The sequence below is a fragment of the Alteromonas sp. CI.11.F.A3 genome (assembly GCF_032925565.1).
Taxonomy (GTDB): Bacteria; Pseudomonadota; Gammaproteobacteria; order Enterobacterales; family Alteromonadaceae; genus Alteromonas.
The window spans coordinates 1,805,688-1,818,445 of the sequence record NZ_CP136708.1 but is presented as its reverse complement, the minus strand read 5'-3'; the positions used below and the strand labels follow the sequence as shown (position 1 = coordinate 1,818,445).

Annotated in this window: 4 protein-coding genes, 2 tRNA genes and 3 rRNA genes; 3 read left to right on the top strand and 6 right to left on the bottom strand. The window is 44.4% G+C overall.

Annotation, left to right across the window (positions count from 1 at the left end):
- Positions 1–353: 353 nt before the first annotated feature.
- The 6 genes from rrf to pssA all read right to left on the bottom strand — a co-directional run bounded on the left by rrf (position 354) and on the right by pssA (position 7,558).
- Positions 354–469 (bottom strand): 5S ribosomal RNA (gene rrf, locus R1T43_RS07755).
- 184 nt (positions 470–653) lie between these two features.
- Positions 654–3,531, bottom strand: a 23S ribosomal RNA gene (locus R1T43_RS07750).
- A 627-nt stretch (positions 3,532–4,158) separates the two neighbouring features.
- Positions 4,159–4,235: transfer RNA gene (locus R1T43_RS07745), tRNA-Ile, on the bottom strand.
- A 163-nt stretch (positions 4,236–4,398) separates the two neighbouring features.
- A tRNA-Ala gene (locus tag R1T43_RS07740) sits at positions 4,399–4,474 on the bottom strand.
- Between the two features lie 100 nt (positions 4,475–4,574).
- Positions 4,575–6,107, bottom strand: a 16S ribosomal RNA gene (locus R1T43_RS07735).
- Together the 16S, 23S and 5S rRNA genes with 2 tRNA genes alongside form the textbook arrangement of a ribosomal RNA operon.
- 605 nt (positions 6,108–6,712) lie before the next feature.
- Positions 6,713–7,558 carry a CDP-diacylglycerol--serine O-phosphatidyltransferase gene (gene pssA, locus R1T43_RS07730; RefSeq protein WP_317354621.1) on the bottom strand — a complete coding sequence of 282 codons (846 nt, stop codon included), beginning with the start codon at positions 7,556–7,558 and terminating at the stop codon, positions 6,713–6,715.
- 308 nt (positions 7,559–7,866) lie between these two features.
- Here pssA and xdp1 (R1T43_RS07725) point away from each other — a divergent pair, with 308 nt between their 5' ends.
- From xdp1 (R1T43_RS07725) to prsT, 3 genes are all read left to right on the top strand, one after another.
- Positions 7,867–8,811: an exosortase-dependent surface protein XDP1 gene (gene xdp1 / locus R1T43_RS07725; protein WP_317354620.1), complete on the top strand. Its 945-nt coding sequence runs from the start codon at positions 7,867–7,869 to the stop codon at positions 8,809–8,811.
- Between the two features lie 185 nt (positions 8,812–8,996).
- Entirely contained in the window at positions 8,997–9,833 is an 837-nt protein-coding gene (gene xdp1, locus R1T43_RS07720; protein ID WP_317354617.1) for an exosortase-dependent surface protein XDP1, read from the top strand.
- 103 nt (positions 9,834–9,936) lie between these two features.
- Positions 9,937–12,750 carry an XrtA/PEP-CTERM system TPR-repeat protein PrsT gene (prsT, locus tag R1T43_RS07715; protein WP_317354615.1) on the top strand — a complete coding sequence of 938 codons (2,814 nt, stop codon included), beginning with the start codon at positions 9,937–9,939 and terminating at the stop codon, positions 12,748–12,750.
- The last annotated feature ends 8 nt before the right edge of the window (positions 12,751–12,758 follow it).

The following is a 12,758-nucleotide window of genomic DNA, read 5'->3' as shown; positions in this document are numbered from 1 at the left end:
GTCGTTGTAAAGCAATCGTTGTGAAGCAATCGTTGTGAAGCAATTTCTTCGAATGGGATCCGGCAGTGTGGAGGTCCACCCCGTGCTACTCTCACATGGGAAACCCCACACTATTCCTGCGCCGGTCACCGGTCGCCGCTAATACGTTTATTTCGGGCTCCTGCCCTACACCCTTCGGGTCGCGCTAAAGCGCGTTTAAATGTGTTCCCGACACATTTATCACTTCTGAGTTCGGGTGTGGCTGGGTGGCACTCCACCGAGCTGGCGTTCCAGTCAGGTGGTACTAGTCAATTCACTTTCTATCACGCATAAAAAAAGGGCTATCCGTTAGGATAGCCCTTCTTTCGAATGGGACCTGGCAGTGTGCTACTCTCACATGGGGAAACCCCACACTACCATCGCCGCTAATACGTTTCACTTCTGAGTTCGGAATGGGATCAGGTGGTACCGTATCGCTATGGCTGCCAGGAAAAACTGGTTGCAAACTTAACGTTTGCGTAATACCGACTTAGTTAGTCCATATTACTTTAATAATTAACAATTTTGGAATTCTGATATTCACGTAATCAATCTTTGAGCACTGAGTACTACTACTCTGCTTACTATTAGCTTTGTCTTACAACACTCAAGATATAAAGCCTCTTGGGCGTTGTATGGTTAAGCCTCTCGGGCAATTAGTACAGGTTAGCTTAACGCCTTACAACGCTTCCACATCCTGCCTATCAACGTCATCGTCTATAACAACCCTTCCGGACTTTAAAAGTCAGGGATGACTCATCTTTGGGCCGGCTTCCCGCTTAGATGCTTTCAGCGGTTATCCGTTCCGAACGTAGCTACCGGGCAATGCCATTGGCATGACAACCCGAACACCAGCGGTTCGTCCACTCCGGTCCTCTCGTACTAGGAGCAGCTCCCATCAATCATCCAACGCCCACACCAGATAGGGACCGAACTGTCTCACGACGTTCTAAACCCAGCTCGCGTACCACTTTAAATGGCGAACAGCCATACCCTTGGGACCGACTTCAGCCCCAGGATGTGATGAGCCGACATCGAGGTGCCAAACACCGCCGTCGATATGAACTCTTGGGCGGTATCAGCCTGTTATCCCCGGAGTACCTTTTATCCGTTGAGCGATGGCCCTTCCATACAGAACCACCGGATCACTATGACCTACTTTCGTACCTGCTCGACGTGTCTGTCTCGCAGTTAAGCTAGCTTATGCCATTGCACTAACCTCACGATGTCCGACCGTGATTAGCTAACCTTCGTGCTCCTCCGTTACTATTTGGGAGGAGACCGCCCCAGTCAAACTACCCACCAGACACTGTCCATAATCCCGATAAGGGACCAATGTTAGAACATCAAACATACAAGGGTGGTATTTCAAGGACGGCTCCACACAATCTAGCGACTGTGCTTCGAAGCCTCCCACCTATCCTACACATGTAGGTTCAATGTTCAGTGCCAAGCTGTAGTAAAGGTTCACGGGGTCTTTCCGTCTAGGTGCGGGTACACAGCATCTTCACTGCGATTTCAATTTCACTGAGTCTCGGGTGGAGACAGCGTGGCCATGGTTACACCATTCGTGCAGGTCGGAACTTACCCGACAAGGAATTTCGCTACCTTAGGACCGTTATAGTTACGGCCGCCGTTTACCGGGGCTTCGATCAAGAGCTTCTCCGAAGATAACCCCATCAATTAACCTTCCGGCACCGGGCAGGTGTCACACCCTATACGTCCTCTTGCGAGTTAGCAGAGTGCTGTGTTTTTAATAAACAGTCCCAGCCACCTGGTCACTGCGGCCCTCATCTGCTCAAGGAGCAAGTCCTATCACAAACAAGGGCGTACCTTCTCCCGAAGTTACGGTACAATTTTGCCGAGTTCCTTCACCCGAGTTCTCTCAAGCGCCTTAGTATTCTCTACCTGACCACCTGTGTCGGTTTGGGGTACGGTTCATATAATCATAAGTTTAGAAGCTTTTCCTGGAAGCAGGGCATCAACAACTTCACTACCGTAGTAGCTCGTCTCGCATCTCAGCTTTAAGCGTCCGGATTTACCTAAACACTCGGCCTACTTGCTTTCACTTGGACAACCAACGCCAAGCTTGCTTAGCCTTCTCCGTCCCTCCATCACTGATTATATAAGTACGGAAATATTAATCCGTTTCCCATCGACTACGCATTTCTGCCTCGCCTTAGGGGCCGACTTACCCTGCCCTGATTAGCATGGGACAGGAAACCTTGGTCTTCCGGCGTGGGAGTTTTTCACTCCCATTATCGTTACTCATGTCAGCATTCGCACTTGTGATATGTCCAGCAAACCTCTCGATTCACCTTCATCCACTTACACAACGCTCCCCTACCATACGTGTAAACACGTATCCGCAGCTTCGGTATATTGCTTAGCCCCGTTACATCTTCCGCGCAGGCCGACTCGACTAGTGAGCTATTACGCTTTCTTTAAAGGGTGGCTGCTTCTAAGCCAACCTCCTAGCTGTCTATGCCTTCCCACATCGTTTCCCACTTAGCAATATTTTGGGACCTTAGCTGGCGGTCTGGGTTGTTTCCCTCTTCACGACGGACGTTAGCACCCGCCGTGTGTCTCCCGGATAGTTCTCATTGGTATTCGGAGTTTGCAAAGGGTTGGTAAGTCGGGATGACCCCCTAGCCTTAACAGTGCTCTACCCCCAATGGAATTCGTCCGAGGCTCTACCTAAATAGATTTCGGGGAGAACCAGCTATCTCCCGGTTTGATTGGCCTTTCACCCCCAGCCACAAGTCATCCCCTAACTTTTCAACGTTAGTGGGTTCGGTCCTCCAGTTGATGTTACTCAACCTTCAACCTGCCCATGGCTAGATCACCGGGTTTCGGGTCTATACCTAGCAACTAAACGCGCAGTTAACACTCGCTTTCGCTACGGCTCCGCTATTCGCTTAACCTTGCTACTAAATATAAGTCGCTGACCCATTATACAAAAGGTACGCAGTCACAGAACAAGTCTGCTCCCACTGCTTGTACGTATACGGTTTCAGGTTCTATTTCACTCCCCTCACAGGGGTTCTTTTCGCCTTTCCCTCACGGTACTGGTTCACTATCGGTCAGTTAGGAGTATTTAGCCTTGGAGGATGGTCCCCCCATATTCAGTCAAGATAACACGTGTCCCGACCTACTCGATTTCACAAAAACAAACACTTCGTGTACAGGGCTATCACCTTGTATCGCGCCACTTCCCAGAGGCTTCCACTACGTTCATAATTGCTTAAGGGCTAATCCCCGTTCGCTCGCCGCTACTAGGGGAATCTCGGTTGATTTCTTTTCCTAAGGGTACTTAGATGTTTCAGTTCCCCTCGTTCGCCTCGTTACACTATATATTCATGTAACGATACCTATAAATAGGTGGGTTTCCCCATTCGGACATCTGTGGCTCAAATGCATTTTGTCGGCTCACCACAGCTTTTCGCAGACTTACACGTCCTTCATCGCCTCTAACTGCCAAGGCATCCACCGTATACGCTTAGTCACTTAACCATACAACCCCAAATGGCCTTCGTTAACATTTCCTATTCATCCTAAATTTTCCTCGTTCGCTCAGTTACATACTAAAAGTATGTGCCTTCGCTTACTCGTCGATTTAGTCGACTAGAAACTGTTATCTCGCCCATTGCGCTAATACACACCGAAGTGATATTAAAACAATGATTGAGCGAAGAACTCTCCCGCCTTTTGAAATCAGGACTGGATGAGATCTAACTCAGTTGTATGCATGACAAGCTAATCGTGAAATTGCTTTGCTATCAAATAAAGATTGATAACAAGCAATTCAAGTCAAGTAGAGTAGTAAGTACGTCTTTCGACTTCTCAATTACTCAAATTTTGATTGATTTACTAATTAAATATCAGCTTTCCAAATTGTTAAAGAACGTTGGAGATTTCATGCTAAAAGCATTACTTTCTTCCTTAGAGTAAAAAACCCTAATCAATGCTTACTCATTCGAGTAAAAATTCATTAGGATTTCGATCCGATGACACTATCTTCCTTCGGCATATCGAGTTTGTGGCCAGTTCGCTTGGTGCAGGTAGTTTCAACGCGAGAAACGCAGTGTGCGCTAGCACATGAGTATCGCAGCGATTGAAAATAACAAAACCAAGTAGAAATGGTAGGCTTGGGCAGACTTGAACTGCCGACCTCACCCTTATCAGGGGTGCGCTCTAACCAGCTGAGCTACAAGCCTATTACTTGCTTCTGCTTTTTGCCCTATGCTGCGCCTCTATTCGTCGTTTGCTCAGTTACATACTCATGTATGCTCCTTCGCGCACTCCTCATTCGGCTTGCCTAGAACAAAAACCATTGCAATTAATTGCTTTGATTCAGCTCTTTTTGGACTAAAATGCAGATGGTGGAGCTAAGCAGGATCGAACTGCTGACCTCCTGCGTGCAAGGCAGGCGCTCTCCCAGCTGAGCTATAGCCCCATTTTCTGTATAACTACAAAAAACTTCGTGTCGTTCTTCATTTAATAACAAGACAATTTGTGTAGGCACTACACTAACAATGTCACCATCGACATTTTGGTAAGGAGGTGATCCAACCCCAGGTTCCCCTAGGGTTACCTTGTTACGACTTCACCCCAGTCATGAAACACAAAGTGGTAATCGTTCTCCCGAAGGTTAAACTAACTACTTCTTTTGCATCCCACTCCCATGGTGTGACGGGCGGTGTGTACAAGGCCCGGGAACGTATTCACCGCAGTATTCTGACCTGCGATTACTAGCGATTCCGACTTCATGGAGTCGAGTTGCAGACTCCAATCCGGACTACGACATACTTTAAGGGGTCCGCTCCACATCACTGTCTCGCATCCCTCTGTATATGCCATTGTAGCACGTGTGTAGCCCTACACGTAAGGGCCATGATGACTTGACGTCGTCCCCACCTTCCTCCGGTTTGTCACCGGCAGTCTCTTTAGAGTGCCCAACTAAATGCTGGCAACTAAGGACAAGGGTTGCGCTCGTTGCGGGACTTAACCCAACATCTCACGACACGAGCTGACGACAGCCATGCAGCACCTGTGTTTGAGTTCCCGAAGGCACGAAACTATCTCTAGTAACTTCTCAACATGTCAAGTGTAGGTAAGGTTCTTCGCGTTGCATCGAATTAAACCACATGCTCCACCGCTTGTGCGGGCCCCCGTCAATTCATTTGAGTTTTAACCTTGCGGCCGTACTCCCCAGGCGGTCTACTTATCGCGTTAGCTTCGCTACTCACGGCTTAAAGCCACAAACAGCTAGTAGACAGCGTTTACGGTGTGGACTACCAGGGTATCTAATCCTGTTCGCTACCCACACTTTCGCACATGAGCGTCAGTCTTTGGCCAGGGAGTCGCCTTCGCCACTGATGTTCCTCCAGATATCTACGCATTTCACCGCTACACCTGGAATTCCACTCCCCTCTCCAAGACTCTAGTCTGCCAGTTCTAAATGACCGTCCCAGGTTGAGCCCGGGGCTTTCACATCTAGCTTAACAAACCGCCTGCGTGCGCTTTACGCCCAGTAATTCCGATTAACGCTCGCACCCTCCGTATTACCGCGGCTGCTGGCACGGAGTTAGCCGGTGCTTCTTCTGTTGTTAACGTCACGGCTAGCAGGTATTAACTACTAACTTTTCCTCACAACTGAAAGTGCTTTACAACCCGAAGGCCTTCTTCACACACGCGGCATGGCTGCATCAGGGTTTCCCCCATTGTGCAATATTCCCCACTGCTGCCTCCCGTAGGAGTCTGGGCCGTGTCTCAGTCCCAGTGTGGCTGATCTTCCTCTCAGAACAGCTAGAGATCGTTGCCTTGGTGAGCCTTTACCTCACCAACTAGCTAATCTCACTTGGGCCTCTCTTTGCGCCAGAGCCGAAGCCCTGTTTGGTCCGTAGACATTATGCGGTATTAGCAGTCGTTTCCAACTGTTATCCCCCTCGCAAAGGCAAGTTCCCAAGCATTACTCACCCGTCCGCCACTCGACATCATCTAGCAAGCTAGACATGTTTCCGTTCGACTTGCATGTGTTAGGCCTGCCGCCAGCGTTCAATCTGAGCCATGATCAAACTCTTCAATTAAATATATCGAATATGAATCGTCGTTGTGTGACACTCTTAATGAGTGCCCACACAGATTGTCTTGTTATAAATTGTTAAAGAACATAGTGCAGAATCGCGACGCTTTTGGTCGTGACTTCTGCGCAAGGAGGACCGTGGCTACATATAGTTGCTAGCGTCTTTCTTGCTTCGCTTCTCTCGAAGCGGGAGGCGTATAATACGCCGTTCGTTTTCAGTGTCAACGTTTTTCGTAAATTTCTTTTCGAACCGTTGTTAACTCCGAAGAGTTAATGAAAACTGTTTTTCCGGTGTTGTTACCAACTCCTTGAAGCGAGGCGCGCATTTTACGCGATTCGGTTTTTGTGTCAACACTTTTAGAAAATTTATTTCAAAAGTATTTCCTTGAAAACCTTGCCAGTACTGCCTTTAAGGTTGTAGTGACTTGCTTTGTCAGTGTAAGTTATTTTACTTTCCTGTCGAAGCGGATGCGCATTCTAGAGATTTCTGCGGCAAGGTCAACCTCTTTTTAATAATTCATAAAAAAAGCGACCTAGAAGGTCGCTTTTTAGTCTTTTGGTATATTAATACAACTAACTCATCACTATTAATGGCTGAGAGGCGTGTTTTTACACTTTATTAGATGACCTTTCGTCTTGCTGCCCTTCGCTACTGTCAACAGTATCAGTTGCACTATTAGCATTAGCATTAGCATTAGCATCAAAGTCTGCATCTTCTTCTTGCTCACCTACTACGTCGTTCAAGGTAACTTTATCGACGGTTCTAAATGTATTAATTGGGCCAGCAAGCGCATAAAGAGAAAACACAATAAAGAGTACTAAAGCAGGCTCTGTTGCTACCACTACAAATATAAGTAGCACAATAAGTAGCCCTACGAAAGGAACCTTCCCATGCCAATTCAATTCCTTGAATGAATTGTATTTGAAGTTACTTACCATTAGTAGGCCAGCGAAACCAGTGACTAATGCAACTACAATTCCGTAGTCTGTACCTACAGCATCATATTCAACGCCTACCCAGACTAAGCCAGCAACTACTGCTGCTGCAGCCGGGCTAGCCAAACCTTGGAAGAAACGTTTATCAGCAATACCAACCTGCGTATTAAATCTCGCTAAACGTAAAGCGGCACCTGCCACATAAACAAAGGCAGCTAACCAACCGAACTTACCGAGTTCAGTTAAGCCCCAGTTGTATGCCACTAATGCCGGCGCCATACCAAATGACACCATATCGGCCATTGAGTCATATTCAGCACCAAAATCGCTTTGCGTATTGGTCATACGCGCAACTCGACCATCTAATCCATCAAAAACCATAGCAACAAATATAGCTACTGCTGCTGCTTCGAATCTCCCTGTCATTGAAGACACTACTGCAAAGAAGCCTGAAAATAGCCCAGCAGTGGTCAATAGATTGGGAAGAAGATAAATCCCTTTTCGCTTTTGTTCAGACATAAGTCCTCATACTTCTATATATAATGCAGCAATTATTTCATAGATATTGTTTAACGCCTAGCAAAGTAAATTCTACGTATGCGTTATCTATAAATAATATTGTGCAACTTGGTTTAAATTTACATGCGCAAACTTATCTAATAACTAGGTATACGCCCACATACCTTTTTTAGCTCACCGTTCAGTTATCATACAAATCCATGTTGAAACTAGCGATACCTTTAACGACGCCTTAGAGGTTGTACCTCTGCTCAGTAAGAAGAGGTATTCGCGCCCAAGCCCAATTAGGGTTTATAAGGAACACCGCCATGCGCAGTTTATTTAAAAAAGTAGCACTACCATCGCTACTCTTATTCTCATCAACCACAGCAATCTTCGTTGTTGGAACTGGCAATGCGCAAGCTACCTATCACAACAACCACAACTATTCTTATTGCGGTAGCGGTAGCTCTAATAGTAGTGGCAATCAAAACTCATCCTGTAATTCTGCGTTGGGTGAGCATACTTATGATTTGGTAGAAGACGGGGTTTATCAAAGTACAAATGCCAACGACTCAAGTATCAGCATAGATGGTGTCAGTATATCACTTGCCGCCTTTTCAGATACTCAGGGTGTTTACAACGAAACCGTAGTAGGTGCAGATTTAGAGAAAATATCTAATCAATGGGCCTATGGTGTTACCAACAACGACGAAGCAATTTATAGCGGTAACTCTGATCACGCCATAGATAACTTGAATTACAATTATCAGGGTAGTAACGCTGCGTACAGAAGCGGGACAACCAATGTTGAGAGAGACTACGACTTCGTACTTCTTTCTTTCGACCAAGCTGTAACCTTAACCGGTGCAAGTTTCTCTTGGCTATATGACAGCAACGACAGTCAAATATCTGTCGCAGCATTAGGAAACACTTCAACGCTGACTTCCGGGGTTAATACTTGGAGCGATATAGTTGCAGATGCATTGACGTCAGCATCTTTTGATATAGAGAATTGTGAAACGCTAGACCACCGCGCCGACTTTACCTTTACTGAATCCTCTCAGTATTGGCTAGTTGGGGCTTATAATACCGTTTTCGGTAACATAGGCGGGTATGTAGGTAATGACGCATTCAAACTTGCTAACATAGGCTTTTCCACAACTGAGACACAAGCCCCCCCCGCTCCTACAGAAGTTACTGAGCCAGGTACGCTTGGATTACTTATGGCATGTTCACTATTTGTGATGTGGCGCCGTAAGAAAAGCATTTAAAATTATTAGACTTTAGATCACTAATGAGTGGTTGTACCTGTCAATAAAATTTACAAAATGAAATAAAAAAAGTTGAAATTTAATAAAAATATTATAAAAACAGACATATAGAAATTGGCACGATAAATGCTGCAGATAATGAAAATTTATATAAATCTATTTTCATCAGCATCAAGGTCGTATGTATGAAATTCTCAAAATTAATTATAGTAGCCTTATTGGTTTCTGCTTTCTCAGCATATGCAACCGATAGCAGCCTAAATGAAGCTACCTATTCTTTAATTAATGACGGTATTAGCCAAACCGTAAACCCTGACGCCTCAAACGGCAAGTCAGTAATTGTAAATGGTGAAGCTATTTATATCGGTGTAACAGGTTGGTCCGATACAGGTGGCGCCGGAAATGACTTAGTTGTTCAGGGCACTAATTCATCGGCACTAAAAAAATGGAACGCTACTTGGTCAAATGGTGTAGTAACGTCAGGCTACGGCATCCAGAACGATGATAATGGTGACAGCCATGCTATCGATAATTACAACGATTTTGACATGATCCTGCTAGCATTTAGCGAAGAAGTAACGTTGACGGACGCATCGTTTAATTGGCTAAAGGGTGATAATGGAAACAAGGAAATTACCGTAGCGGGTCTAGACTTAGATAGTTCTTCCCCATTCCTTAGTAATGATTCATTCACTTGGAGTGACGCGGCTTCTCATGCAGTGGAAGGAGCAATAGGTCATTTCGGCATAGCAAATACCGCTGAAAATTATTACTTTAACTCTACATTTAGTAATTTATCTTCAGCAAAATACTGGTTAGTAGGCGCCTACAATACGTATTTTGCTGATTCAAACAAAATTGAAAATAATATTAAACTTAAGCTTTCTGGTATAGGTTTTACAACTGAAACAGACGCGACCACACCCCCACCCGCTCCTACACCGGTTAGCGAGCCAGGTGCACTTGCGCTGATGAGTATAGGTCTTGGCCTTTTAGCTTACCGCCGTAAGCGTCGCGTTTAATTGTTTTAAAACGCAGGGAAAACACGTATCTTTATAAGGTGGCTTAGGCCACCTTTTTTTATGCTATTTTTAAGCTTCAGCTGGGTAATATTTTAAGGTAATTATGGATTTGGTTAATAATAAAAAAGGTTTTTTCAAGCGAGCACTTGTCTCGGCTATCGCAACCTCATTTTTTGCTTTCAATAGTTTCGCAACAACTTCTGAAGATTATGAAAAAGCACTCTCGGCTTTTAACGAGACTGCTTACGATGAAGCCTATATACACCTAAAAAACAGCTTACAAAAAGATCCCGAAAACCTTGCTGCAAAAATGTTGATGGGTGAAATTTTACTTATTAACGGTTATTTAAACGCAGCTGAATTGGAATTTGTAGAAGCGCTAGAAATGGGCGCCGATATAAATTTATTGGCTGAGTTGCTGGGCAATACCTGGTTGTTCATGAACAAGTATCAAAGCATCGTCGATTTCACCGATGTGGACAAGTTATCTGGTGACGCTCAGCGGGAGTGGTTACTGATAAGAGCTACCGCGTGCGTTCGATTAGAAGATAATGAATGTGCGCTTAAAGATTACAATACGATTGTGGCCTCTTCACCTAATTTTGTGCCAGCGATAAATGGGCTAGCCTCTATTGCTTTGCAAAACGAAGAGTTAGTTGAGGCCAACCAACTGATACAGGACGCTATTTCCATCGAGCCAGAAAACGCTATTTCATGGAGATTAAAAGGACAATTAGCTTACCGCCAAGGCGATAAAGATGCCGCTACTGCCAATTTACAAAAAGCGCTTACCTTTAATCGAAACGATCCTATTGCACTTCGTAATTTAGTTGATTTGTATTTGGAAGCGAAAGACTACGATACGGCAAAGTTGTTTGTTGATGAAATTATTGAAGATACGCCAAACGATCCTTTAGCTATCCTGTTGAACAGCTGGTTGCAAAGTAGAGATAACAAAGAGGCCATTGATAATAAAAAGCTAAAAGAGCTAAATGACTTTATGGCGCAGCTCGATCCAGAGTTAATTACCTCTCAACCTATGCTGCTTTATATCAGTGGTTTAACTAACTTTTTCAATAACAACATGGAAACAGCAGCTAAAGATTTTTCCGCTTATCTGCAAAAAGAGCCCGAAGACTTGCAAGCAGTACTAATGCTCAGTCAAGTTTATATGGCTACCCAGCAAGACAAACAAGCACTGCTACTTCTAGAACGCTATCAAGAGCCTTTAATGGAAAACCCCGACTCTGCACTTATGTTGGGTGACCTTTTCATTCGTCAAAAAAAGGCATTTAAAGCTGAACGACTGCTTCGAAATTTAGAAGAAAAGTATCCTGGTGAAGGAAAACTTCAACTATTCAAAATTAAGTTGATGGCGGCTAGAGGTAAACAAGATCAAGCCTTGTCTATTCTTCAAGAGAACCTGCCAAAATACACACAGAATGCCGGTTTTCTATTTACTTATTCGTTAATGAATTTGCAAGCAGAGCGTTTTGAACCAGCCCTTGAAGGGGCTAACTTGCTAAACAAGCTATTCCCTGATGAAGCCGAGGTTTATAATTTAAAAGCCGGTATTCTTATTAGACAGGGGCAACTAGTAGCGGCAAAAGAAAATATTGAAAAAGCACTCGAGCAAAACCCTACCCTCTTTCCTGCGAAGTTTAACTTAGCAGCTACAGAAAGTCGTTTGGGTAATGTTGATGAATCAAACGCGCTGGTAGAAGAGTTACTTATCCTATCGCCACAGCACAGTGAAACCCTAATGTTGAAAGCGTTCAACATGACTAAACAGGGCTATGTAGAACCAGCGAAACAGATTTATCTCGATATACTTACCTTAGACCCATCAAATGTGGGTTCAAGAGAAAGGCTGTCATCCTTGTACCAACAGCAAGGTGATACAAAAAATGCGTTGTATCATTTAGATTTACTGTTAAAGGATAACTTCGATAACGCAGAGTACTTACTTCGAAAAGCATCGCTACTCATAAACTCAAAGCAGCGTGCTGAAGCAGAAAAGACGCTCAATATTGTTCGCAATTTTATTAACGACAACCCAAGAGATTTAGTAACGTATTCCGATTTGATACGCTCGCTAGGCAACAATGACCTATCGCTCAACGCGATGGAGCGGGCATACAGTATTTCGCCAGAGAATAGCTTTATTTCTTTACGGTACGCCAGCTTACTGCTCGACTTACAAAACAATACTAAAGCTAAGTCACTGTTAAATGGCATGCCAAAAGCAAAAGAGCAAAGTCCAATTTATTGGTATTTGATTGGCCGTTTAGAAGCTAATTTGAACCAAGACAAGGCAGCAGTCGATGCTTACCTCAAGGCTCTGGATGTTAACCCAAGCTTTTCTCAAGCTTTCGTTGCCATTTATAATTACGCGTTGAACGAAGAATTTGTAGACACCTTTCTATCTAAATCTAGAGAATTGATAGCAGAAAATGACGCTAATCTATTAGCGAAAAATTTATTAGCGCAATATTTGTTTTTCATTCGTGATTTTGAAGAGTCTACCGCGCTATACAAAGAGTTAGTCGAGAACCCAAATACACTTAATCCTGCTGAGGCTTATAACCGTTTGGCTATTATGGCCGTTGAGGATTCATTAGAAACAGCCCACGCATACGCTAATACAGCCTTCGAACTACAGCCTAATTCAGCCAAAATACTTGATACCTTTGGTCATATAAAAGCATTGCGAGGCGAATATGAAACCAGCCTTAAACTATTACGCGACGCCTTTGCCCGAGATGCCAATGACCCTAATATTCGCTATCATCTTGGTTATACATTGGCGAAGTTAGGCAGAATCGAGGAAGCAATAGAAGAGCTAACCTTTGCGGTAAATGTGAAACGCCCTTTCTTTAAGCGTCCTGAAGCACAAAGCCTGCTCGATAGTCTTTAATTACGCTC

Excerpts from the sequence above, each read along its gene's own strand:
- pssA (WP_317354621.1), bottom strand. The coding sequence starts at position 7,558 with ATGTCTGAACAAAAGCGAAAAGGGATTTATCTTCTTCCCAATCTATTG.
- xdp1 (WP_317354620.1), top strand. The coding sequence starts at position 7,867 with ATGCGCAGTTTATTTAAAAAAGTAGCACTACCATCGCTACTCTTATTC.
- xdp1 (WP_317354617.1), top strand. The coding sequence starts at position 8,997 with ATGAAATTCTCAAAATTAATTATAGTAGCCTTATTGGTTTCTGCTTTC.
- prsT (WP_317354615.1), top strand. The coding sequence starts at position 9,937 with ATGGATTTGGTTAATAATAAAAAAGGTTTTTTCAAGCGAGCACTTGTC.